This is a genomic window from Brachybacterium massiliense, from assembly GCF_900184245.1.
GTDB classification, from domain to species: Bacteria; Actinomycetota; Actinomycetes; order Actinomycetales; family Dermabacteraceae; genus Brachybacterium; species Brachybacterium massiliense.
Window position 1 is genome coordinate 293,580 of sequence record NZ_FXXB01000004.1, and the last position, 24,085, is coordinate 317,664.

Here is a 24,085-nt window from a genome sequence, read left to right on the forward strand (position 1 = left end):
GCTCGCGTCAACCGTCCAGAGCGTGTCCTGCAGGTCGCAGCGCTCGACCGATCGGACGGACGCTTCCGCGGCGGACTCCCTAGAGTCAGCAGGTACGACAGACCTGGGCGTGCCAGCGCCCCGTCGGAGAGCGCGGTGACCACGATGCGAACCCCCGTCCTGCAGCGGATGCGGCATCTTCTGGTGCTCGCGCTGCTGCTCGTCGCAGCCGGCTGCCAGGGCAGCTTCCCCGCCGACACCCAGGGCACCCTCGACCGAGCCACCGGCGGCGAGCTGCGCGTCGGCATCGCCGAGAATCCGCCCTGGACCCAGGTCGCTCCCGACGGCACGGTCAGCGGGACGGAGGTCGAACTGCTCGAGGGCTACGCGACCACGATCGATGCCGAGATCCGCTGGGTGCCCGCAGGGGAGAACACTCTGGCCGCCCAGATGAGGAACGGCGAGCTGGACCTCGTGATCGGCGGTCTCGCCTCGGACGTCCCCTGGACCTCACAGATCGCACTGACCCGCCCCTACACCACCGCCGAGGGCCCCGACGGAGCGCCGGTGGACCTGGTGATGGGTGTGCGGCCGGGCGAGAACGCACTGCTGGTCGACCTCGAGCGATACCTCGCCGAGCAGGGCGGCGAGCTGTGAACGCTCAGGACGAGGGGAGCGCCGAGGACACCGGCACCGGCCATGACGCATTCGGCGAGGAGCAGCGCGAGGCGCTGCGCCACGCGATCCGCCTGGAGTGGTTCACGCTCGCCTGGATGAGCGGCACAGTCGTGCTGGTGGCGCTCGTGGCAGGCCAGTCCCAGGCCATGCAGGCGGCCTGGGCGGAGGACATGCTGTCCCTGCTGCCGCCGATCGCGTTCCTCGTCGCGACCCGTCGCATCCGCCGGAAGCCCGACCGCCTCCATCCCTACGGCCACCACCGCTCGATCGGTGTCGCCCACCTCGTGGCGGCCACCGCGCTGCTCGCCATGGGCGGCTACCTGGCCTACGACTCCGTGGTGACGCTGGTGAGCGTCGAGCGCCCGCCGATCGGGCTGACCGTCCTGTTCGGGCAGGGGCTCTGGGCGGGCTGGCTGATGGTCGCCGTGATGGTGGTGACCAGCACCGGCCCGGTGGGGCTGGGCCTGAAGAAGCTCGCGCTCGCCGAGCAGCTGCACGACAAGGTGCTCTACGCGGATGCGGACATGAACAAGGCGGACTGGACCACCGCGGTCGCCACCATCACCGGTGTGCTCGGCGTGGGGCTGGGGCTGTGGTGGGCCGATGCCGTCGCCGCGCTGCTGGTCTCCGTCTCGATCCTGCGCGACGGGGTGAAGAACCTGCGCAGCTCGATCGGCGGGCTCACCGACGCCGAGGCACGCACGTACGACGACTCCGCACCGCACCCGCTGATCCACGAGGTCGAGGACGCGGCAGCGCAGGAGACATGGGTGGCCGAGGCCTCCGCACGGGTGCGGGATCAGGGCCACGTCTTCCACGCCGAGGTGTTCGTGGTCCCGCGCCCGGGAGCGGAGCCGAGCGCGGTGCAGCTCGCCGCGCTGCGCGACCGTCTCCACGCCCTGGACTGGAAGATGCACGACGTCGTCGTCGCGCCGGTGCCCGAGCTCCCTCACCGGCAGACCTTTCGGTCGACACTGCGGACATGAGCAGCGTGGACCCATAGCGTGGAGCGACACCCGAGATCACCACCGGAAGGCGGGATCATGAGAGCAGTGACCTGGCAGGGCACCGAACGCGTGAGCGTCGCGACCGTGCCCGACCCCATCCTCCAGCACCCCACCGACGCGATCATCCGCATCACCTCCACCGCGATATGCGGCTCGGACCTCCACCTCTACGAGGTGCTCGGTCCGTTCATGACCGCCGGCGACGTCATCGGCCACGAGCCGATGGGCATCGTCGAGGAGGTCGGCGGGGAGGTCACCCACGTGCGTCCCGGCGACCGCGTGGTGGTCCCTTTCACCATCTCCTGCGGGCGCTGCACCATGTGTGCCCAGCAGCTGCCCTCGCAGTGCGAGACCACGCAGGTCACCGAGTACGGCTCCGGCGCAGCGCTGCTGGGCTACTCCAAGCTCTACGGTCAGGTCCCCGGCGGCCAGGCCGAGCTCCTGCGCGTCCCGCACGCCGACTTCGGGCTGATGAAGGTGGGCACCGAGCTGCCGGACGAGAACTATCTCTTCCTCAGCGACATCCTCCCCACCGCCTGGCAGGCCGTGCAGTACGCGGGCGTCCCCGCGCACCGCACCCTGACGGTGATCGGGCTGGGCCCGGTGGGTCAGCTGTGTGCGAGGATCGGCCGCCACCTGGGGGCTCGTGTGTTCGGCATCGACCCCGTGCCCGAGCGTCGCGCGATGGCCGAGCGCCATGGCACCGAGGTGTTCGACCTCGCTGAGGACACCGTCGGCGAGATCCGCGAGCGCACCCAGGGTCGCGGTCCCGATGCCGTCATCGATGCTGTCGGGATGGAGGCCGAGGGCAGTCCTGTCGCGGGCCTCGCCCAGACGATCGCCGGCAAGCTCCCCGATGCCGTGGCCCGGCCCCTCATGGAGCACGCCGGAGTGGATCGGCTCGCTGCCCTGCACACCTCCATCGACCTCGTGCGCCGCGGCGGCACCGTCTCGCTGTCCGGCGTCTACGGCGGCGCGGCGAGCCCGATGCCGCTGCTGACGATGTTCGACAAGCAGCTGCAGCTGCGGATGGGCCAGTGCAACGTGCGCGCCTGGACCGACGATCTGCTGCCGCTGGTCGAGGACCCCGCCGATCCGCTCGGCGTCGGCGACCTGGTCACCCACCGGCTGCCGCTCGAGGAGGCCGCCGTCGGCTACGACCTCTTCCAGAGGAAGCATGACGGCTGCATCAAGGTGGTGCTCGATCCGACGGTCGCGGCCGCGCCCACCGAGCTCCCCTGAACCTGCACGCACCCCCACCCACCCTCGCCTCGTGAGGAGGACCCCATGGCGGACCAGCTCACCTTCACCAACCCCGTCACCCGATTCCCCGACATCACCCCGCCGAAGCAGGATCAGCCCGAACCGGGACTGGACACGGAGCTGATCCCCGGCACCGACCGTGGCGAGGAGTCCTATCGCGGCACCGGCCGTCTGCAGGGACGACGGGCCCTGATCACCGGGGCCGATTCCGGGATCGGGGCGGCGGTCGCGATCGCCTTCGCGCGCGAGGGTGCGGACATCGCCCTGAACTACCTCCCGCAGGAGGAGCGGGACGCCCAGCACATCGCCGAGGTGATCCGCAAGGAGGGCCGCACCGCAGTGCTGCTGCCCGGCGATCTGGCTGACGCGGACTTCTGCCGTCGCCTGGTCGAGGATGCTGTCGAGGGCCTGGGCGGGCTGGACGCGCTGGTGAACAATGCCGGCCGACAGATCGCGGTCGAGAGCCTCGAGGAGATCGACGACCAGCAGTGGACGCAGACCTACGAGGTCAACATCCACGCGATGTTCCGCCTCACGAAGGCTGCCCTCGCGCACCTCCCGGCGGGGTCCACGATCGTCAACTCCACCTCGATCCAGGCCTATCAGCCCTCACCCACGCTCGTGGACTACGCCTCGACCAAGGCGGCGATCAACAACTTCACCAAAGGCCTGGCCCAGCAGCTCGCCCCGCACGGCATCCGTGTCAACGCCGTCGCCCCCGGACCGATCTGGACGCCCCTGCAGGTCTCCGACGGTCAGCCGAAGGAGGCCCTGCCCGAGTTCGGCAAGTCCACGCCATTGGGGCGTGCGGGCCAGCCCACGGAGCTCGCCCCCGCCTACGTCTTCCTCACCTCCTCGGAGTCCAGCTACGTGCTCGGCGAGACCCTCGCCGTCACAGGAGGGAGCCCCACCCCGTGAGCCTCCGGCCCAGCGCACTGCTGCTGATCGATCTGCAGGAGGCCTTCTTCGAGAAGCCCGCGCTCGCAGCCGCCCGCGGAGAGGTGCTCGGCGCGGTGCGAGCGCTCGCCGAGGAGGCGCGACGCATCGAGGCGCCGATCTTCCTGATCACCACCGAGCACAGTCGGGATCGGTCCACCTGGACGCTCAGCATGATCGATGACGACCAGGGCTATCTCTTCCACGGCGAGGAGAGCACCGCGGTGGTCGCCGAGCTCGAGACCGAGGGCATGACGCGGATCGAGAAGACCCGCGACAGCGCCTGGTTCGGCACCGATCTGCTGCTGCGGCTGCGCAACCTCGGCGTCGAGCAGGTGGTGATCGCCGGGGTCTCCACGCACGCCTGCATCGCCCAGACAGCCCGAGACGCCTACGCGCACAACGTGCGCGCCACGATCGTCACCGACGCGGTGGCCGACGAGCGAGAGGACCACAAGGAGATGATCCTCGAGCAGCTGGCGGGTGACCGTCAGGCGACGCTCGCGACGCTCGAGGAGATCAGGGAGCGGTGGGCTCCGGATCCGGGCTGACCAGGAACGCTTCGACCTGCTTGGCCAGGTCCTGCAGCGGGGCGTCATCGTGCACGCCGTGCTGGAGGGGGCGGACCGTCTTCTCACGGATGGCGAGGTTCAGGATCACGGCCAGCAGCGCGCGCCCGGCGAAGGCAGGGTCCGACCCCTCCCGCAGCAGGCCCTTCGCCGCGAGCGACGCGAAGCAGGTCTCCAGCATGTGCTCGTGGACGCGGCGGAGCCGGGCGAGGCGGAAACGCCCGGGGTGGTCCTCGCTGACGCTCTCGGCATCGAGTGTGGCCAGCAGGCGGATCGGGAGTGAGGCGGGATGCCAGATCGCGGCCAGGCCCCGCATCACCATCTCGCGGCTGCCGTCGATCTCGTGGATCCGGTCCAGTGCCGCCTGAGCGTGCTCCTCCATACGGTCGATCACCGCATCGAGAAGGACGTCCTTGGCTCCGAAGTGGTGCAGCATCCCGGAGTGGGAGATGCCGATGTGCTGGGAGATGTCCCGCAGGCTCGAGCCGTGGTAACCGTGCTCGGCGAACATCTCGGCGGCGCCGTCAAGGATCTCCTCGCTGCGCCCGGCACGGGCGGCCGGCTCGGTCTCCTGCGCGCTCGCTGCAGCCTTCTCCGTCATGATCTCCTCGATCCTGCCCTGCACGCTCGATGCCGACGCATGGTCGGAGCGGCAAATGATGTTCATGGCCGCCATCACAGCCCGTTGTGGACTTTAATGCATCACGTCGCATGTCCGATACGCAGGGCAGTCCAGTGGCCGGGAGGTCTGCGGCGCACCAGCGGGGCGATCCCCGTCGGCAGCGCCTGTGCCCCGAAGGAGAGAATGGGGGTGTCGCCTGCCGTTCGCGAGTGCTTCGATGGGGCCATGAGCATCGACGCCATCGCCCTCATCGACGAGGAGGCGGAGCGGCTGACCACCGCCCTGGCCCCTCTCGATCCCGCCCAGCAGGTCCCCACCTGCCCCGAGTGGACCGCCGAGGACCTCCTGTGGCATCTCACCGAGGTCCACGAGTTCTGGACGCGGATCCTCGGCGACCACGCCACCACCGACGAGCAGGTGAGGGCCATCGAGGAGAGCATCCCGCCCCGCCCCGAGCAGCGGCCTGCGCTGCTGCAGCGCCGCACCGCCGCCACGCAGGGGCTGCTCGCCCAGCTCTCCGCGCGGACCGACGAGGAGCCGGCATGGTTCTGGTACTCGAAGGAACGGACCGTCGGCGCGACCCGCCGGATGCAGGTCCACGAGGCGACGATCCATCGGGTGGACGCCGAGCTCACCGCGGGCGGACCCCTCAGCCCGATCAGCCCCGACGTCTCCGCCGCCGGGCTCGAGCACGTGCTGCGCGTGATGTGGCCGGCCGGCTTCGAGTGGATCCCCGACTGGGCGAGCGTGCATCCCGTGGCCGCGATCGAGATCCGACCCGACGGGGGAGCGGTCCGGCTGCTCGGCATCAGTCGCTGGTCCGGCACCAGGCCCCGCGACGGCAAGGACTTCGACGCCCCCGTCGGCCGCCTGCTCGAGAACTCCGCCGACGCCGACGGGCTGCCGCGCGCGACCGCCTCCGGCAGCGCGCTCGCGCTGAACCTCTGGGCCTGGGGGAGAGGAGCAGCGCTCGAGCACCTCGCCGACGGACCGGACACCGTCGAGATCCAGGGGGACCCCGAGGCTGTACAGCAGCTCGCGGCGCTGATCGCCCAAGGGCACGACTGAGCCGGGCCCCGCGCGGGCCCCATGCCGCTCAGCGGCGCGGCACCAGCACCACCGGGGCGTGCGCCCAGCCGCCCACGGGCGCGATCTCGCGCTCGCCGGGCGTCTCGGCGGGGCGGACGTCCGCGACCGAGAGCAGCTCCTGGACGGCGACCACCAGCTCGAGGGTCGCCAGCGGCCGGCCCGGGCAGATGTGCTTCCCGATCCCGTAGACGAGGTTCTGCGGAGCATTGCCGTGCGGATCCATGCCGTCGGGCTCGGCGAAGACCCGCTCGTCGCGGTTGGCCGAGGTCCAATGGATCAGCACCTGCTCGCCCTCACCGATCTCCTGACCGGCGAGGGTGACCGGACAGGTGGCCACCCGCCGGTTCGAGACGAACGGGTCATCGATGCGCAGCAGCTCGTCGACGATCGCGCTCGCCTCGGCGAAGGAGCCCGACCGCAGCCGTTCCGCCAGCTCCGGCGCCCGGGTGAGGGCGGTCAGCAGCACGCCGACGCACAGGGCGATCGACCCGAGGTCCCCGCCCGTCCAGTTGCGCAGGATCGAGACGATTTCCTCGTCCTCGAGCACACGCTCCCGGGAGCCGGGAATCTCCGGGTCCGGCAATGGCACCCGCACCCGCATCAGCTCGGTGGTCACATCCTCCGGCGCGTCCGCGCCGAGGGCGCGGCGCGGCGCGACCACCGAGCGGATCATCGCATCGAACTGCTCGGCGACCTCGGCCGTGCGCGCCAGCTCCCGCGAGCGGGACGCCTCATGGTTGTCGATCATCCACTGCAGCAGCTCGGGCTCGAGCGCGGCGGGCCAGCCCAGCCAGGCCGTCTGGGCGCGCACCGCGAACACGGCGCCGAGCGCGGCGACGGCATCGATCTCGGTCCCTGCCGCGCCCACATCGTCCAGCAGCTCGCTGACCAGCTCCGCCGCGATGCCGCGCACCACGGGCTCCAGCGCCTCCATCCGCTCGGGACCGAAGAACGGGTCGGTCACCTCGCGGAAGGCCGTGTGCTCGGCGCCGTCCAGACCGTTCGGCACCTGCAGGAAGCGCGAGACGGCCGAGGAGAAGGACCCATGATCGGAGGCCACCGCCTTCGCCTCCTGGTGGCCGAGCACCACCCAGGTGCCGTCGGGGGTGCGGGCGAGCGGCGCCTCGGCACGCTGCTCGTCGGTGGCGGTGCGGGGCTCGAGACCCGCCGGATCGAAGATCGGTGCGCTCATCCGTTCACCGTACTGCCGGCACGGCGGACTCTTCAGGGACCTCGCGCGGTCGTAGCCGTCCCTCGAGCAGATGCACCGCGGCGGCGACCGCGAAGAACGCCACCAGCACCACAGCCGTGGTCAGCAGCACCTGGTTCCATGACGAGGCCGTGGGATCCAGGAACTCGTACGGGTACCAGCCCGTGATCCCACCGCGCACCCAGGTGCCCACCAGGAACGCCACCGGATACAGCTGCCACCACAGGATACGGCGCGCCTGCGGGGCACGATGCCGCCGCGCGAGGAGCCAGTCCAGCACCGCCACCACGGGCGCCAGGCGATGCAGCACGATCCCCGTCCAGCCGATGTCCCAGCGCAGCAGCTCCTCCAGCGGAGCCACCAGCAGCGCATAGATGATCCCGGTCATCGCCAGATAGAACGCGACCGCACCGCGCACGTCGTCGAACCAGGCGGGCAACCGCGGCCCTGCCACGGATCCGGCGAGGACCAGCATCACGAACAGCAGGTTGGACTGGTTGGTGAAGTACGAGATGTTCTGCGCGAGCAGCCCGTCGCGTCCGGCGTCGATCGCATTGCTGACCAGTGCCGCGGTGATCAGCAGCGCCACCAGCACCCGCGCCACGGCGGCCGGTGCCCTCATGAGTCGCGCGGCCAGTCGTCCCTCACCGGGGCTCCGCCCTCGACGATCCGCTCCTCGGCGCCCGGCAGCGAGGTCCAGGAGTCCTGAGGGCGGTACCCCAGCTCGAGCGAGGTGTTGGTCAGCGACCATCGCCGATTGGGGTTGTCGGAGATCGCGTAGTACAGGCCGAAGGCCACCTCCGCCTCGATCGCACGCACCACCACCCGGGTGCAGTCCGCGGGACTCAGCCACATCGCGCGCAGGATGTCCTCCTCGGCCGCGAGCGGATCCTCGGAGAACCAGCCGATGCGCAGATTGATCACGTCCAGGCCGTGCTCGTCGTGGTAGAAGCGTCCCAGCGACTCGCCGAACACCTTCGAGACCCCGTAGAGGGAATCTCCCCGCGGCAGCTGATCGGGGTAGACCGGCCACTGCTCGTAGCGGTCATACATCCCCATCGCGTGGTTCGAGGAGGCCAGCACCACGCGCCGCACCCCGGCCTCGCGGGCGGCCTCGAGCACGTTGCGCACCCCGATGATGTTCGCCGCCAGCACCGCATCCCAGCTCGAGTCCGGGGCGGCGGCACCGGCCATGTTCACCACCGTGTCCACCCCGTCCATCAGGGCCAGCACCTCGTCGTACTCGGACAGATCGGCGATCGCGAGATCCACCCCCTCGGGGGCCTTGTCCGGACTGCGGCCGTGCAGCACGAGCTCGTAGTCCTCGGCCAGGGCCGTCGCCAGGTGAGAGCCGATGCCCCCGGTCGCCCCGGTGATCAGTACACGTCTGCGTGCGTTCGTCTCCGCCATGACTCCATTATGGGACGCACGGCACGATCATGGGCCGACGGGCGGGACCTCGAGCCGATGGGCGCGGTCAGGGGCCGACGGGGGAACCGCCCTCCGGATCGGGACGCTCGGGCATCGGCCGGATGTCGCCGCGCAGACGCTCCATCCGCTGATCGAGGTCCGCGGCGACGCGGGCCGCGTCATCGAGCTCCTCCTGCAGGCGTGCGGGGAGGTTCTTGCGGTACTTGTAGGAGAGCTTGTGCTCGGTGCTGGCCCAGAAGTCCATCGCGATGGTGCGCAGCTGCAGCTCCACCGGCACCATCTCCGTGTGCTGGGAGAGGTACACGGGCACCTGGACGATCAGGTGCAGCGAGCGGTAGCCGTTGGGCTTCGGGGAGGCGATGTAGTCCTTGACCGCGAGCACCTCGAGATCCTGGTGGCGGCTGAGCATCTCCGCGATCCAGTACACGTCCGAGACGAAGCTGCAGGTGATCCGGATCCCGGCGATGTCCGTGACCCTCTCGCGGATCGCGGGCAGGGTCATCTCCCCGCCCGTGCGCACGGCCTTCTCGATCAGGCTCTCGGTGGACTTCAGGCGCGAGCGGACGTGCTCGATCGGGCTGTAGTCATGGATCAGCTCGAACTCCTGACGCAGGATGTTGACCTTCGTCTCCACCTCGTCGATGCCGAACTGGTAATGCATCCGCAGCTGGACGAACTCGTCATGGAGCTGCTTCATCTGCGCGGCCAGCTGCTCCTGATCCATCCCCGGGGCGGCGAGCGCCTGCTGACGCGTCGCGACCATCTCCTGGACGCGTTCGCGCCACGGAGCGCCGTCGGGCTCAGAGGTCTGCATCGGAGGTCTCCTGGCAACGTCGGGGAACGGACCATCGGATCATCGCAGAACCGGCTGGACCCCCGGTGAGGGCCCTGGCCGATACGGTGCGCGCACACCCTCCAGGGAAAGAAAAAACGCCCTGTCACCAGGGCGTTTCTTGGGGTGATCGACGGGATTTGAACCCGCGACCGCCTGGACCACAACCAGGAGCTCTACCAACTGAGCTACGACCACCATGTGCGAGGCCGGAGCCTGCAACGAGAGATCAATATACCGTGTCGCCAGGGCGCTTCCCAGCCCAGAAGGGCCTGAGGGGGTGTGAGACACATTGCATCACCCCCAGGGAGGGTCGGCGCTTCCCGCCGACCGTCGTTCGGCCGGCGGGAGGCGTGCGCTCACAGCAGCTCGGCGCGCAGCTGCTCGGGCGACTTCGGGGACAGCAGGCCCGGGGCCACGTCGAAGGGGGTCTTCGCCCCATGCTGGCCATCGGCCGCCATGCGGCCCGCGGCGCGGGCGTAGGCGACGATCACGCTCGCGGTGAACTCGGGATTCGAGTCCTCCTGCAGGCGGTACTCGATCGTCTGGGTGGTGCCGGGCGAGGACTCCGCGGAACGGATCACGAAGCCGCCGTGGGGCATGCTGCGGTGATCGCGGTCGAGCTCCTCGGCGCTGAGGAAGGTCACCGTGGTCTCGAAGGGCTCGAAGTAGTGCGGCATGGTCACGATCTGCTGACGCACCGCCTCGGCGTCGGCGCCCTCGTCGAGCACCACGAAGCATTCGCGCGTGTGCTTCTCGCGGCTGCTCAGCTCGGGCCGCTCGCCGGCGCGCACGCGGTCGATGGCGTCCTGGGAGGGGATCGTGTACTGGACGGCGGCGGCGACCCCGTCGATGCGGCGCAGCGCATCGGAGTGGCCCTGGGACAGGCCCCGGCCCCAGAAGGTGTAGGTCGAGCCGGCCGGGAGGATCGATTCACCGAACACGCGGTTGATCGAGAAGAGGCCGGGATCCCAGCCGGTGGAGATGATCGCGGTGGTGCCGGCGGCGCGGGCGGCGGCGTCGACCTTCGCGAAGTGCTCGGGGATCTGGGCGTGGGTGTCGTAGCTGTCCACGACGGTGAAGCGCTGGGCGAGCTGCGGGGTCTGCTCGGGCAGATCACTCTTGGAGCCGCCGCACAGCACGAGCACGTCGATCTCGTCCTGCATCCCCTCGAGCGCGTCCATCGGATGGACGGGGGTCTGCTCACCCACGGTGGCGACCGTGGAGGGGTCGCGGCGCGTGAACACGCCCACCAGCTCCATGTCGTCCTGGAGGGAGAGGGCGATCTCGACGCCGCGTCCCAGGTTCCCGTAGCCGACGATGCCGATGCGGAGAGAAGTCATGGTCCTCGATTCTGTGCAGGGGTGGAGGGTCAGATGTCGCTGTCGAGCCGGTCGTCGCGCAGCGCGGCGGCGAGCGTCGGGGTCACCGGCAGGCGCGGGATGAGCGTGGCCTGCAGTGCGTGGTAGATGTCGGGCTTGCCCGGCCACGTCTTCCCCTGGGGCTCGTTGTCCGCGTCGAGCTCGTGGAACCACGAGCCGTGCTCGGGGTCCAGCAGGTAGGTGGAGATGTACTCCCACCACTGCTCGTAGCGCTCGGCCCAGATCCGCTCACCGGTGACCTGGTGCATCACCGCCGCCGCGCCGACCGCCTCGGCCGCCACCCAGTGCATCCGCTCTGTGGTCACGGGGGAGCCGTCCCAGTCCACGGTGTACACCCAGCCCGGAGCTCCGTCGGCACCGAAGGCGGCAGCGGACTTCTCCATCAGCGCGATCGCCGATTCGAGCATCCACTCCGGTGCCTCGCCGTCGAGCGTGATCAGCGCGGCCCTGGCATGAAGCACCAGGCGCGCCCACTCGATCCAGTGACCGATGGTCGCTCCGTAGGGACGGAACTGGTGGGCGGGCTGGTCCTGGTTGTAGTCCAGCACCGGCTCCCAGTCGAGGTCGTAGTGCTCGGGCAGGGCCCAGTCGTTGAGGCGCGCGAACTCGTCGATCGCGCGAGTGGCGATGCCGACCGCGCGATCCAGCCAGCGGCGCTCTCCGGTGACGTCGGCCGCGGCCAGCAGCGCCTCGACGGTGTGCATGTTGGAGTTGATGCCGCGGTAGGGCTCGCACTCGGAGAAGGAGCGGTCGAAGCTGTCCACGCTCATCCCGGCGGACTCGTCGAAGAACTTCTCATCGAGCACCTCGAGCGCCTCGTCCAGCAGCTCCTTCGCGCCGGGGCGACCGGCCGCCAGGCCGGAGGCGGCGGCGAGCACCACGAAGGCATGGGCGTAGGCCTGCTTGGAGTCGTCGACGGCGCGTCCGCCGGCGACCGAGGAGTACCAGCCGCCGTGCTCCTGATCGCGGAACACGCCGCGCAGGGAGGCCAGGCCGTGGTCGGCGAAGCGACCGAAATCGGGATGGCCCAGCAGGTGGCCGAGCGCGAAGCTGTGCGTCATCCGGCAGGTCAGCCACAGCTCGGAGGGCCGGGAAAGATCCGGTGCGCCCTGCTCATCGAGCCAGGCGAAGCCGCCGTCCTCGCGCACCGATTCCGCGGCGAAGTGGAGCAGCTCGAGGCTCGCGCCGTCGAGCCAGGCCCGGTGTGAGGCGCGCTCGAGCCACGGCACGTGCGGCGCCGGCGTCGATGCCGTCTTCCCCGAGGCGGGGGCGGCGGGCTCCTCCCGCAGCTCGAAGCTGCGGGAGGCCTCCTGCGCCTGGGCGGTGGTGGGACCGGGCTCATCCACCAGGAGCACCTCGCGGTAGTACTTCAGCTCCTGGATCGACTCGCGGATATCGGCGAGCGCCCGGTGCCCGCCGTGCTTGGCGGGGATGTTGTAGTAGACGCGCGGGAACCAGCGCTTGGCCAGCTCCTTGAGGCTCGAGACGTCGATCGTGCGATAGGACAGCCAGCTCGCGAACTCGGGCACATCGCGGTCCAGGAACACGCGGTCGGTGCCCACGCTGTTCCCTGCCAGCGGCGCCTTGCCCGGCTCAGGGCAGTACTGCTTCACGTACTCCAGGCACTGCGCCTGGGCCTCCTCGAGGCTCATCCCGTCGTCGAGCTCCTCGAGCAGACCGGAGACGGTGTGCATGTTGACCACGAACGGGTCCATGCCCTTCAGCGCCTCGGCCGGCGGCTTGATGACGACGTCGACGCCGTCCCCGAGGATGTTCAGATCGGCGTCGGTGACGAGAACGGCGATCTCGACGAGCGCGTCGCGCTGCTTGTCGAGGCCGGTCATCTCGCAGTCGACCCAGATGATGCGGTCGTTGATGGCACGCGTGGAGCTGGAAGTCACTGCTCAACAGTAGCGCGGACCCGGAGGCGGGGAGCGAGGAGGCGCACCCCGGGCAGTTACTCTGTGGTCACCAATACTCGTCGTCGAGTGGTCGCGAGCCACCGGAGGGCACCTCTGTGAATCTGTACTTCCGTCTGCTGCTGTTCATGATCCGCGTGCGCTTCCGCAGCAGGCTGGGGATCTGGGACACCTCGCACGTCACCTTCCGGGTGAACCCCTTGGATCTCGATCTGCAGCGGCACATGAACAACGGCCGCTATCTCAGCCTGATGGATCTGGGGCGGATGGACCTCATGCTGCGCTCCCGATTCTGGCAGCGCATCACCGGCCAGGGCTGGTACCCGGTGGTCGCCGGGCAGACCATCACCTACCGCCGCTCCCTGCTCCTGTGGGAGAGGTTCGACCTCGCCTCGCGGGTGATCGGGCACGACGACCGCTGGATCTACATGGAGCAGGTCTTCCGGCGCGACGGGCAGGTCGTCGCCGATGCGATCGTGCGCGCCCGCTTCCTGCGCAGGACCGGCGGATCGGTGCCGGTCGACGAGCTCATCGCGCTGGTGGGCCCTCTGCCGGAGCACCTCACGCTGCCGGAATGGGTCACAGAGTGGAACGAGGGCTCCTCGCAGCACAGCAGGGAGCTCTGAACCGCGCCGGATCCCGCGAGCCTGCTGGACGAATCCCTCCGATCCGGCGCAGCGGTGAGCGATCCTGCGCTGCGAACCTGGCTGAGCGAGTTCAGCGGCTCCTCGGCCGCGGCGAAGACTGCCCGGAGACTGCTCGCACGCTCCGGCTCCCGCGACGACGCAGCTCCTCGATCCCGCTGATCACCAGCAGCACCACCACCACGGCCAGCAGGATCCACTGCTCGAACACCACCGCGAGCACACCGGCGAGCAGCAGCGCCACCAGGAACACGATCTCCAGCACGCGCAGCGGCACCCCGAGCAGCCGCGCCCCGAACCGGGTGCGCGCCAGGCGCAGGAGCAGCAGCGCACCGATCGCGACGAACGTCAGGATTCTCAGCATCTGCTTCTCCTCCTGCGGGGGTGGCTGACGGCGCCCCCAGCAGGACTCGAACCTGCAACCTACGGATTAGGCGGTAGGGACTCTCGTCACCTCATCACTGCAGGTCAGGGGCATACTGGTCGCATTCTATAACGAGGTAACCACTTGGTGTGAATCTGCAGGTGTAATACCGTAATTGCCTTCGTTACTGCTCTGCCTTCGTGGGGTTTCGACGTCGTTTTCTCGTCGTCTCTACGGTGACATACCTGCAGGTCAGACTGCAAATCGTAGTCCTCATCAGGGTCTCGGCGTGTCCCGTGAAACCTGGAGCGTCGACGTGTAGACATGAGGACGCGGCCCCCGTTGATCCCGGATTGCAGTCCGGGCGGAGGCCGCGTCGGAGATCACTTCATGCGCCAGAGTACGACCGGCGCGCGCGTCATCGCATCCGGGCGCGCCGCCTCCACTGACCCGCTTGTGTCCGCGCATCCGTGCGCGTCGACGCGCACGCGGGTCGACGCGGAGCGAGTCCTCATATTCCTTCAGGTCCCTGCCGAGGGTGCTCGTGCCCTCGCCGTCCGCGACGTAGCTCTGAGCGTCGGTCTCTCGGTCCCTGCAGCCGGGCAGAGGATTCGTGACCTCCTGGGACTATCCCGGCTCATCGCATTTGAGGGTGTAGGTGGGGTCTGAAGCCTCCTGCTTCGAGGGGGCTTCGTCGTGTCCGGGCGGCGGTCGGCGGCCACTGTGTGGCCGTGGTCCGGCCGCCTCCTGGTAACCCGGCCGGCATCGAGTGCGAGGTCAGTGGCGTCTCTAGGGTCTGGATGTGCCACCGAGCTCGCACTCGATCGGAAGAGCGAAGTCAGTCGACGTCGGGTTCCTCGGCGCAGTACTTCTCCAGGGCGGCGCGGAGGACACCCCCGGAGCGGGGGGTGCGGGAGCCGAACTGGAAATCGTCGACCGCGTTCATCAGAAGGTCCCAGACGGGTACGTAGGCACCTGCGCAACCGCGCTCCCAGACGTGAGACACGGAAGGGTGTGAGTCCTCGTCCTTCACCCGCCTGACGTTCTTCAAGAACGGGGCGTGAGGTAGATCGATACGGCCTCCTCCGTGTCTGACGAAAGTGGTGGCGACGTACCGGGACGCACCCCGAACGTCTTCGTCCAGAACTCGATCCTCCAATGCATCCGCAGTCGGGAAGGAATCCAGTAGCCACTGCTCGACTGCATCAAGCGATTCCGGTGAGAGGTCCAGAGAGCCATATGAGACCCGGTCCGTTGTCCAGGTATCGATTGCTCTGTCGTTGTCGACGAGCCAGGCGGCCAGGGTCGGATTGATCCGTTCGGGCTCCGCCAGTGCCATGCCCCGCCATCCGGACGACAGATCGATGGGACCGGGTTCCCCGAAGCTCCGCAGGATCGCGTCGAGGAGTTCCCGGAAGTACGTCCCGGACCGCGTCCCGGCGGCGCCGAGGACGGTCGTGTACACATCGACGGTCCCTCCGGTCGCGTATCCGGCGGGGGAATCCGCGCGGATGAAAGGCATGCCGGCGCCTTCCTCGCCACGCTCCCAGAGCTCTTCCCACTCCCAGTCACCGCCGGCGTTGCGGAGGATCGTCTCGCCCAGGTACCGGTAGGTGCCGAGGAAGACCGCCCGGACGGTCGGGTCCTCCAGGTCCGCGGGACGGTGGAGGTGCGAGAGCAGGTGCGCCTCGACGGCGGCGAGGGAATCCGGCGTGTAGGCGGGGCCCGTGAGGACACCCGCCTCGCGGAGATGCGCGACGAAGGCCTGCGTGTCCTCCCGGAGGGAGTCGGTGAAGGACAGGAAGTACGACTCCGCCTCCGCCCGCGGAGGGCGCTTCCTGACCCCGACGAGCAGACTGCCCAGGTCGTCCGCGTCCTTGTCGTCCATCGCCATGTTCTCGTCCTCCACTCAGCCGAATTCCGTGTCGGTCACTTCGTACCGGATATTGTTGTCCCGCATCCGCTTCTTCACGCTCTCACTCGGTTCCTTCGAGAGGATGTAGGTGATCTCCCACGGTGGGTCACCGTTGGCGAGCGCGACGTCCTTCTCCCATTGTGGGCCCTTCGCAGATGAGGGGGTAGCTGCGGAGTGTGGGGTGGGCGCGTCGGTGCCGGGATAGACGTCGAGGTCTCCCGATGATGGAAGTTCTGACGCTCGCCATCTGGAAGACCTCGACGTGCCTAACGCTACCTTCGCCGACCCCGATCTGACGACCTTCACGCGCTTGGAGGAGCTCGGCCTCGTCGCTGTCGGTCAGCGGCTCACGACCGAGCGGGCGGTGCTCGAGTGTCGGCTCGCTGAGGAGGATCCGTGGTGCCGCGCCTGCGGAGCACGGGCGACCTCGCGCGGCACGATCACTCGTCGCCTCGCCCATGAACCTTTCGGCCACCGCCCCACGACGCTGCTGGTGCGGATCCGGCGTTACCGGTGTGATCACTGCGGGAACCGGTGGCGAGAGGACACCACCGCCGCCGCCGCCGCGCCCGAGCGGGCGAAGCTCTCTCGCGGCGGGATGCGGTGGGCACTGGAAGGCCTGGTCATCGATCACCTCACGATCGCAAGGATCGCCGCCGGGCTCGGGGTTGCCTGGCACACCGCCAACGACGCCGTCCTGGCCGAGGGCCAGCGGCTGCTGATCGATGACCCAGCCCACTTCGACGCCGTCCGCGTGATCGGTGTTGACGAGCACGTCTGGCGCCACACCCGGCGCGGCGACAAGTACGTCACCGTGATCATCGACCTCACCCCAGCCAGGGACAAGACCGGCCCGGCGAGGCTGCTGGACATGATCCCCGGCCGCTCCAAAGCAGCGTTCAAGGCCTGGCTCGAGGCCCGCCCCAAGGCATGGAAGGACCGCATCGAGGGAGTGGCGATGGACGGGTTCACCGGATACAAGACCGCCACCGGCGAGGCCCTCCCAGGCGCGGTCGCGGTCATGGATCCCTTCCACGTCGTCCGCCTCGCCGGAGACGCACTGGACGACTGCCGACGACGCGTCCAGCAGCAGCTCCACCAGCGCAGGGGCCGCAAGGACGACCCCCTCTACAAGACTCGCCGCACCCTCCACACCGGCACCAAGCTGCTGACCGACCGCCAATGCCAGCGTCTCAGCAGCCTGTTCGAGCGAGAGAAGCACGTTGCGGTCGAGGTGACCTGGGAGATCTACCAGGCGATGGTCGCCGCCTACCGAGAACCTGACCGGGCGAAAGCCAAAGCGAAGATGGACAAGCTCATCACCGCGCTGAGCAAGCGCGTCCCGGACGCCATGCCCGAGCTGGGCAAGCTCGGCCGAACACTGACGAAACGCGCAACCGACGTGCTGGCCTTCTTCGACCGACCGGGCACCAGCAACGGTCCGACAGAGGCGATCAACGGCCGGCTCGAACACCTCCGCGGCTCCGCCCTCGGGTTCCGCAACCTCACCCACTACATCGCCCGCAGCCTCCTCGAAGCAGGAGGCTTCAGACCCCACCTACACCCTCAAATGCGATGAGCCACATTAGACCTGTTCAGCGCCCCCAGCAGGACTCGAACCTGCAACCTACGGATTAGAAGGCCGTTGCTCTATCCATTGAGCTATGGAGGCTTGGGCTCGGACGCCGTACGGCGATGAGCACCTGGAGGAGTCTACCGACCTCACCGGCGGTGTCGGGCACGGCGGTGGACGGGCTCACGCCTCGCAGGTGCGGCTGCGATGCCCGGACCTGCCTGGCAGCGCGGACAGAACCACAGCACCCGCGGCTCCGTCCCCTCGAGGCGGGGCTCGCCGAGCTCACCGCGCTGGATCCGCGCTCCGCAGCGCCGGCACGGCCTCCCACCGCGCCCGTACACCCAGAGATCGCCGTCCCGGCCCATCATCCCGCCGGTGGTGACGCGCACCGTGCGGTCCACGTTCAGCACCAGCAGCCGACGGGCGAGATCCACGATCCGCCCGAGCTCGCCCGCGGCGCCGACGGGGGCAGCCGGGTGCACCCGCTGCAGGAAGCACAGCTCGCTGCGATAGATGTTGCCGATCCCGGCCAGCAGCTGCTGATCGAGCAGCGCCAGCCCGAGCGGCCGCTCGGGCTCCCTGCCGAGGTTCTCCACCGCGCGCTCGCGCAGGCTCGGATCCTCCTCCCAGGCAGGGTCCAGCAGGTCCGGTCCGAGATGGCCGACGAGCGAGTTCTCGTCGGCGGTGCGCAGCAGGCGCACCTGCTTGACGTCATAGGCGATCGCGCGGGTCTCTCGCCCGTCCTCATGACGGGCGGTGAGGACGATGCGGATCGTGTCCGCGGAGCGTGGTCCGGCGCTGGTGTCGCTCGAGCGCAGCGGTGCGCCGTCCACATGCCAGATCCCATCCATCATCAGATGCGAGTGGAGGGTCAGCGGGGCGGGTCCCGGCGTCGGCGGTGCGAGGCGGATCAGCAGATGCTTGCCGCGCGGCCGCACCTCGCGCACCCTCCAGTCGGTGAGGTCGGCGGTCGCGGCGCGCGGCACCCGCAGGTCGGAACCGGTGAGCACTGCGCCTGCGAGGGCCTCGTGCAGGATCCGGCATTGCCGGGCGACGGTGTCCCCTTCCGGCATCAGCGCCCACCTGCCCGCAGCCGGATCGACTTCGGGGAGCGATAGCAGCCGGCCGCGAGCAGCGCCTCGCCGACCGCGGCGACCGGCGCGGCGTCGATCGGGTGGCCGTTGATCCTCTCTATCCGCAGCTGCGGCAGGCGCGAGTCCTCCACGATCGCGTGCACCAGCTGCCGTGCGGCGTCCTCGGCGGCGGAGTCATCCGCCCACCACAGCAGATGCTTGGCGCCCTTGTCGACGACTGCGAGCACGTGCCCGTCCTGCAGCAGCACGAGCGCTCCGGCCCTGCGCGCAGGGCGCACTGTCGCCCCCTCGGGCGGGGTGATCGGCAGCGCGGGCCAGGGGAGCGCCGCACCGTAAGGGTTCGCGGGATCCGTGGCCGCGAGCGCGAGGGTCGCCGCCTCCGGGGAGGGGCCCGCAGCAGCACCCTCCGGATCGCGGGCGGTCTCCGACTCGCGGTCGCGGTCCCGGAGCCGATCCACCGCCTCGACCGGCGCGAACTGGGAGGCGCCGAGGCCGTCCACGAAGTAACCGCGCCGGCAGGTGCCGTTCTCCTCGAGCACCGACAGCACCCGGTACACGGCCGCGAAGCTGCCGGGCACGTCCTCGACGTCCATCGCGCCACGGGTGAGCACCCCGTGCCGGTCCAGCAGCAGGGTCGCGAGCGCCGCGGCGCGGGCCGACGCATCCACCGGATCGACCCGCACCGCGGACCAGCGGCCGGCTCCCGTCGGTCCAGGCACCAGCTCGGAGACGGAGGAGGCACCCTGCCGCATCATCGCCGCGGACAGCCGCGCCGCGCCCCGCCGGGTGAGGGGGCGCGAACGGCCCGACGCGCGGGAGGAGCGCGAGGGCACCGGACCGTGCCCGTAGCCGCGCAGCGCCTCGAAGGAGTCATTGGTGAGCAGTCCCGCGAAAGCGAGGTCCCACAGCGCCTGATGGAGATCCTGCGGGGGCACCGCATCCCCGTCCTCGGCCAGCGCGGTGAGGATCTCCCCGTGACGCAGCGCGCCGGGCGTGCCGCGCAGCAGGGCCAGCAGTCGTGCGGCGAGGGACCCCTCCGGGAGTCCCGCAGCGGCCTCCTCGAGTGCCTCGGCATCGAGACCGAGGGGCAGCGCATCGGCCAGATGCAGACGGATCCAGCCGTCGTCCGCGCCGAGACGGCCATGCCCCGTCCACACCAGCTCACCGGAGGCGAAGGCCGCATCCAGCATCGCCGGGGTGAGATCCGGCAGGCGCGCCGGCAGCACCTGCGACTCCCAGGCCGACAACGGCAGGGAGACCCCGGCGAGCTGGTCCACCACGGAGAGCAGACCATCTCCTCCGCGCCAGGTCGCGCGCTCCCGTCGGCCGTCCGGGCGGCGACCGACCAGCTGCTGCCACTCGCCGAGGAACCGCGCGTACACCGGCCCCGGCACCGGGGCGATCTCGCGCCGCGAGGCGGCGAGGCTGGCCCGACGGATGCGTCGCAGCACCTCGGCATCCACCCACTCCTCGCCCTCACGGCCCGGAGTGAACTCGCCCTGCTGCAGCACCCGCCGCTCGGTGAGCTGCTCGAGCGCGCCGCGCGCCACCCCGGGGGCGAGGCCGAAGGCCGCGACCGGAGCGTCGGCCTGGAACGGTCCCCTCCCGCGCGCCCACCGGGAGAGCAGCTGCGCGACCGCGTGATCGACCGGCGCCAGATGCGCCGTCGGCAGGCCCGGCGGCAGCGCGGTGCCGAGAGCATCACGCAGCAGGCCAGCGTCCTCGACCGCAGCGAGGTGCTCCCGCCCGGCCAGACGCACCGCCAGGACACGCCGCGCATGCTGCAGCTGCTCGAGCTCGGCCTCCAGGTCCACGCCCTCCGCGCAGCGCTGCTCGAGCTCCTCCCGGGTGAGAGGCCCGAGACGGCGCAGCGCATCGGCGATCTGCTCGCCGCCGCGCAGTGCCCGCTCGGCGGTGAGCCCCTGCAGGCGCTGCTCCACCTCGGCGATCACCTCGGCGTCGAGCAGCTCGCGCAGGCTCACCGAGCCCAGCAGCTCTGCCAGCAGGGACTGGTCCAGGGCGAGGGCGGCCGTGCGGCGCTCGGCGAGCGGAGCGTCGGCGTCGTAGATGAACTGCGCGAGATAGCCGAACAGCAGCGAGCGCGCGAAGGGCGAGGGCGTCGCCGTCTCCACCCCCCGCACCTCGAGCCGGCGCCGCCCCACCTGCGTCATCAGCTCCACGAGCGCGGGCAGGTCATAGACGTCCTGGAGGCACTCGCGAGCGGCCTCCAGCATGATCGGGAAATCGGGGTGAGGGCGCGCCACCTCGAGCAGATGCGAGGAGCGCTGGCGCTGCTGCCACAGCGGTGCACGCTGGTTGGGGTCCCGTCTGGGCAGCAGCAGGGCACGGGCCGCGCATTCGCGGAAGCGGGCGGCGAACAGGGCGGAGGAGCCGACGAGACGGCGCACCTCCTGCTCGATCTCGTCGGGCGTGAACACGAACAGATCCGCCCCGGGCGGTTCCTCCCCGTGGGGGATACGCAGCACGATCCCGTCATCGGCGGCCATCACCTGGCCGTCCAGCCCGTACCTCTCCTCCACCCGCGCGCCGACGGCCAGCGCCCAGGGGCCGGTGATCCGCTGTCCGTAGGCGCAGTGCAGCACCACCCGCCAGTCGCCCAGCTCGTCGAGGAACCGCTCGACCACCAGCTGCTGCGGGCCCGGGACGGTGCCGGTCGCCTCCTGCTGCGCGGCGAGATGATCCAGCAGCACGGTGCGGGCGGCCTCGTCGAGCCCCAGAGCGGCCAGGCGCTCGTCGGCGTCGGCACGGGGGAGCGAGGCGAGCTCGCTCTGCGCCTCGGCGATCGCCCGGCCGAGCGTGGCGGGACGGCCGTCCCCGTCGCCGTGCCAGAAGGGGATCCTCCCGGTGAGGCCGAAGGCGGGGGAGACGGTCACCCGTGAGGCGGTGATCTCCTCGATCCTCCAGCTCGTGGTGCCCAGCGTGATCACGTCACCGCGGCGGGACTCGTAGACCATCTCCTCGTCGAGCTCGCCCACCCGGCGCGGCTGGGAGTCATCGTCCCCGGCGACCAGGTGCACGGGGTACAGCCCGCGGTCCGGGATCGTGCCGCCGCTGGTGACGGCCAGACGCTGCGCGCCGGGACGGGCTATGAGGGTGCCGGACTCGTGGTCGTGCACCAGGCGGGGCCGCAGCTCCGAGAAATCGGTGGAGGGGTAGCGGCCGGTGAGCAGGTCGATCGTCTGGTCGAAGGCCGTGCGGGGCAGGGCCCGGTAGGGATGGGCGGAACGGACCAGATCGAACCAGTCATCGACCTGCAGATCCTCCATCGCCGCGGCCGAGACGGTGTGCTGGGCGAGCACGTCCAGCGCGTTGCGCGGCACCGCTAGCGGCTCGATCCGCCCGGCGAGCGCCTCCTGCACCACGACCGCCGAGCGCAGCACGTCCGCGGCGTGCAGCGGATGCAGGGAGCCGGTCGAGGTCGCGCCGACGTCATGGCCCGCACGGCCCACCCGCTGCAGCAGGCTCGAGACGGACATCGGGGCCGCGACCTGGAGCACGAGGTCCACCGCGCCCATGTCGATGCCCAGCTCGAGGGAGGAGGTCGCGACCACGCAGCGCAGCGTCCCGGACTTCAGCTGCTCCTCGATCTGGGCACGGATCTCCTTGGACATCGAGCCGTGATGGGCGCGGGCGATGTCCTCGACCTCGACGGCGTCGTCGTCCTGTGACTCGCCGTGCACGCCGGCCTGCGCGGTGAGTCGCCGCGCATGCAGTCGGTTGAGCTTCCCGGTGAGGCGTTCGGCCTGGCTGCGGGAGTTGGTGAACACAATCGTCGAGCGGCGCGCGAGGACCTTCTCGAGCACGGCCCGCTCCACGTGCGGCCAGATCGTGCCGGAGACGTCCTCGTCATCGACCGCATCGGCCGGCGGCTCGATCGCCTGCAGATCGGGCACGGGCAGCGTGACCGTGAGATCCCAGCTCTTGGTCGACTCCGGCCGCACCACCGTCACCTCGCGCCCACCCCCGGCGCCGGTGAGGAAGGCGGCGACCTCGTCGACCGGCTCGACCGTGGCCGACAGCCCGATCCGCTGCGCCGGCGCGGTCAGCATCGCATCGAGCCGTGCGAGCGACAGCGCCAGATGCACTCCGCGCTTGGTGCCCGCCACCGCATGGACCTCGTCCAGGATCACCGTGTCCACCTCGGCGAGGGTCTCCCGCGCCTGCGAGGTCAGCATGAGGAACAGCGACTCCGGCGTGGTGATGAGGATGTCCGGCGGATGGGAGGCCAGACGCCGTCGCTCCGCGGCCGGGGTGTCGCCCGTGCGCACCCCGACGCTGATCTCGGAGCGTGGCAGGCCGAGCCGCTCGGCCGCTCGAGCGGTGCCCACCAGGGGAGAGGTCAGGTTCCGCTCGACGTCCACGCCGAGCGCCTTGAGCGGGGAGAGGTACAGCACCTTCGTGGCGCCGCGGCGTCGTCCTGAGGCCCGCGCACGCGGGGGCGCCGTCCGATCGGTCCGCTCCGGCGACGGCTGCGCGGTCAGGCGATCGATCGCGGTGAGGAAGGCCGCCAGGGTCTTCCCCGAACCGGTGGGAGCGACCACCAGGGTGTGGTCGCCGCGCTCGATCGCCTCCCACGCCGCGGCCTGCGCCGCCGTGGGCGCCTCGAACGCCTCCTCGAACCACGCCGCGGTGGCGGGTGAGAAGGACGAGGGGAGACGGTGGCGGGTCCGTGCCATCGCACCATTGTGGACCGAGGGGGCGACACTGCAGCCCTGAGGCGGCCGCACTGTCTCGCGGCACGGCCCTCACCCTGCCGCGAGCGGACGCATCGTGGCAGGATGGACGGCACGGCGGCTCCTGCGCTGCGGGATCCGCATCCACCACGACGAAGGGATGATCCACATGGCGGAGTACACGCTTCCTGATCTCGATTACGACTACGGCGCGCTGGATCCCTCGATCTCGGGGAAGATCATGGAGCTGCACCACTCGAAGCACCACGCGACCTATGTCAAGGGCGCGAACACGGCGCTGGAGAAGCTCGCTGCGGCGCGTGAGGCGAATGATTTCGGCACGGTGAACCAGTTCTCGAAGGATCTGGCGTTCAACCTCGGTGGTCACACGAACCACTCGATCTTCTGGAAGAACCTCTCGCCGGAGGGTGGGGACAAGCCCACCGGTGAGCTCGCGCAGGCGATCGAGGAGTTCTTCGGTGGCTTCGATGCGTTCCGTGCGCACTTCACGGCGGCGGCGCTGGGGATCCAGGGGTCGGGCTGGGCTGTGCTGGCGTATGAGCCGCTGGGCGGCAAGCTGGTGATCGAGCAGTTCTACGATCAGCAGAACGGTGTGCCGGTGGTGACGATCCCGCTGTTCCAGCTGGATATGTGGGAGCACGCCTTCTATCTCGATTACCAGAACGTGAAGGCGGATTACGTCAAGGCGATCTGGAACATCGTGAACTGGGCTGATGTCCAGGCGCGGTTCGAGAACGCGCGCTCGAACGCGTCGGGTCTGGTCATCCCCGGCGCCTGATCTGTTCGGCTCTCCGCCCGGGTGTGAATGCTGGGTGAGGGTGTTCGTCGCGGCCGGTCCCTCGGGTGAGGGGCCGGCCGCT

At 70.0% G+C, this 24,085-nt stretch carries 20 protein-coding genes and 2 tRNA genes; 9 read left to right on the top strand and 13 right to left on the bottom strand.

Features of this window, described 5'->3' with window-relative positions; translation table 11 throughout:
* Nucleotides 1-144 precede the first annotated feature (144 nt).
* Genes BN4251_RS02930 through BN4251_RS02950 form a run of 5 tightly spaced genes read left to right on the top strand, consistent with a single transcriptional unit; the run spans nt 145 to nt 4,414 of the window.
* On the top strand, nt 145-636 hold the full coding sequence (locus BN4251_RS02930; protein WP_087483699.1) for a transporter substrate-binding domain-containing protein: 492 nt from the start codon (nt 145-147) through the stop codon (nt 634-636).
* Entirely contained in the window at nt 633-1,643 is a 1,011-nt protein-coding gene (locus BN4251_RS02935; RefSeq protein ID WP_170931795.1) for a cation diffusion facilitator family transporter, read from the top strand. Before BN4251_RS02930 ends, BN4251_RS02935 begins: the two co-directional genes overlap by 4 nt.
* Nucleotides 1,644-1,700: 57 nt before the next feature.
* Nucleotides 1,701-2,906 carry an alcohol dehydrogenase catalytic domain-containing protein gene (locus tag BN4251_RS02940; RefSeq protein ID WP_087483660.1) on the top strand — a complete coding sequence of 402 codons (1,206 nt, stop codon included), beginning with the start codon at nt 1,701-1,703 and terminating at the stop codon, nt 2,904-2,906.
* A gap of 45 nt (nt 2,907-2,951) precedes the next feature.
* Nucleotides 2,952-3,845: an SDR family oxidoreductase gene (locus BN4251_RS02945; RefSeq protein ID WP_087483661.1), complete on the top strand. Its 894-nt coding sequence runs from the start codon at nt 2,952-2,954 to the stop codon at nt 3,843-3,845.
* A complete protein-coding gene (locus BN4251_RS02950; RefSeq protein ID WP_087483662.1) occupies nt 3,842-4,414 on the top strand; it encodes a cysteine hydrolase family protein in 573 nt (190 codons plus the stop codon). The genes BN4251_RS02945 and BN4251_RS02950 overlap by 4 nt, the downstream gene beginning before the upstream one ends.
* Here BN4251_RS02950 and BN4251_RS02955 read toward each other — a convergent pair.
* Nucleotides 4,383-5,099, bottom strand: coding sequence for a TetR/AcrR family transcriptional regulator (locus BN4251_RS02955; protein WP_245810169.1), 717 nt, complete (start codon nt 5,097-5,099; stop codon nt 4,383-4,385). The genes BN4251_RS02950 and BN4251_RS02955 overlap by 32 nt on opposite strands.
* 180 nt (nt 5,100-5,279) lie before the next feature.
* Here BN4251_RS02955 and BN4251_RS02960 point away from each other — a divergent pair, with 180 nt between their 5' ends.
* The gene (locus BN4251_RS02960) at nt 5,280-6,122 is read left to right on the top strand and encodes a maleylpyruvate isomerase family mycothiol-dependent enzyme (RefSeq protein WP_087483700.1); all 843 of its coding nucleotides are present in this window, start codon (nt 5,280-5,282) and stop codon (nt 6,120-6,122) included.
* A 28-nt stretch (nt 6,123-6,150) separates the two neighbouring features.
* Here the strand turns inward: BN4251_RS02960 and BN4251_RS02965 are convergent, their stop codons facing one another.
* The 7 genes from BN4251_RS02965 to orn all read right to left on the bottom strand — a co-directional run bounded on the left by BN4251_RS02965 (nt 6,151) and on the right by orn (nt 12,899).
* Nucleotides 6,151-7,335: a cytochrome P450 gene (locus BN4251_RS02965; protein ID WP_087483664.1), complete on the bottom strand. Its 1,185-nt coding sequence runs from the start codon at nt 7,333-7,335 to the stop codon at nt 6,151-6,153.
* Between the two features lie 4 nt (nt 7,336-7,339).
* Complete coding sequence (locus BN4251_RS02970; RefSeq protein ID WP_087483665.1) at nt 7,340-7,975, bottom strand: Pr6Pr family membrane protein; 636 nt, start codon at nt 7,973-7,975, stop codon at nt 7,340-7,342.
* Nucleotides 7,972-8,763, bottom strand: a complete 792-nt coding sequence (locus tag BN4251_RS02975; RefSeq protein WP_087483666.1) for an NAD-dependent epimerase/dehydratase family protein — start codon at nt 8,761-8,763, stop codon at nt 7,972-7,974. Before BN4251_RS02975 ends, BN4251_RS02970 begins: the two co-directional genes overlap by 4 nt.
* A gap of 67 nt (nt 8,764-8,830) precedes the next feature.
* Nucleotides 8,831-9,598, bottom strand: a complete 768-nt coding sequence (locus BN4251_RS02980) for a GTP pyrophosphokinase family protein (protein WP_087483667.1) — start codon at nt 9,596-9,598, stop codon at nt 8,831-8,833.
* 140 nt (nt 9,599-9,738) lie between these two features.
* A tRNA-His gene (locus BN4251_RS02985) sits at nt 9,739-9,814 on the bottom strand.
* A 161-nt stretch (nt 9,815-9,975) separates the two neighbouring features.
* Entirely contained in the window at nt 9,976-10,959 is a 984-nt protein-coding gene (locus BN4251_RS02990) for a diaminopimelate dehydrogenase (RefSeq protein ID WP_087483668.1), read from the bottom strand.
* Between the two features lie 29 nt (nt 10,960-10,988).
* A complete protein-coding gene (orn, locus tag BN4251_RS02995; RefSeq protein ID WP_087483669.1) occupies nt 10,989-12,899 on the bottom strand; it encodes an oligoribonuclease in 1,911 nt (636 codons plus the stop codon).
* Between the two features lie 116 nt (nt 12,900-13,015).
* Between orn and BN4251_RS03000 the strand changes: the two genes are divergently transcribed.
* Nucleotides 13,016-13,543, top strand: coding sequence for an acyl-CoA thioesterase (locus BN4251_RS03000; RefSeq protein ID WP_087483670.1), 528 nt, complete (start codon nt 13,016-13,018; stop codon nt 13,541-13,543).
* Nucleotides 13,544-13,634: 91 nt separating this feature from the next.
* Here BN4251_RS03000 and BN4251_RS03005 read toward each other — a convergent pair whose 3' ends face one another.
* Complete coding sequence (locus BN4251_RS03005; RefSeq protein WP_087483671.1) at nt 13,635-13,925, bottom strand: hypothetical protein; 291 nt, start codon at nt 13,923-13,925, stop codon at nt 13,635-13,637.
* 838 nt (nt 13,926-14,763) lie between these two features.
* Nucleotides 14,764-15,819, bottom strand: coding sequence for a hypothetical protein (locus BN4251_RS03010; protein WP_140398374.1), 1,056 nt, complete (start codon nt 15,817-15,819; stop codon nt 14,764-14,766).
* Nucleotides 15,820-16,102: 283 nt separating this feature from the next.
* Here BN4251_RS03010 and BN4251_RS03015 point away from each other — a divergent pair, with 283 nt between their 5' ends.
* Nucleotides 16,103-17,419, top strand: a complete 1,317-nt coding sequence (locus BN4251_RS03015; protein WP_087483673.1) for an ISL3 family transposase — start codon at nt 16,103-16,105, stop codon at nt 17,417-17,419.
* A 20-nt stretch (nt 17,420-17,439) separates the two neighbouring features.
* Here the strand turns inward: BN4251_RS03015 and BN4251_RS03020 are convergent.
* The 3 genes from BN4251_RS03020 to BN4251_RS03030 form a co-directional block, all read right to left on the bottom strand.
* Nucleotides 17,440-17,512 (bottom strand) — tRNA-Arg (locus tag BN4251_RS03020).
* A 50-nt stretch (nt 17,513-17,562) separates the two neighbouring features.
* The gene (locus BN4251_RS03025) at nt 17,563-18,489 is read right to left on the bottom strand and encodes a DNA-formamidopyrimidine glycosylase family protein (protein WP_087483674.1); all 927 of its coding nucleotides are present in this window, start codon (nt 18,487-18,489) and stop codon (nt 17,563-17,565) included.
* Complete coding sequence (locus BN4251_RS03030; RefSeq protein WP_087483675.1) at nt 18,489-23,207, bottom strand: ATP-dependent helicase; 4,719 nt, start codon at nt 23,205-23,207, stop codon at nt 18,489-18,491. Before BN4251_RS03030 ends, BN4251_RS03025 begins: the two co-directional genes overlap by 1 nt.
* 166 nt (nt 23,208-23,373) lie before the next feature.
* Here BN4251_RS03030 and BN4251_RS03035 point away from each other — a divergent pair, with 166 nt between their 5' ends.
* Nucleotides 23,374-24,003: a superoxide dismutase gene (locus BN4251_RS03035; RefSeq protein WP_087483701.1), complete on the top strand. Its 630-nt coding sequence runs from the start codon at nt 23,374-23,376 to the stop codon at nt 24,001-24,003.
* Nucleotides 24,004-24,085 lie beyond the last annotated feature (82 nt).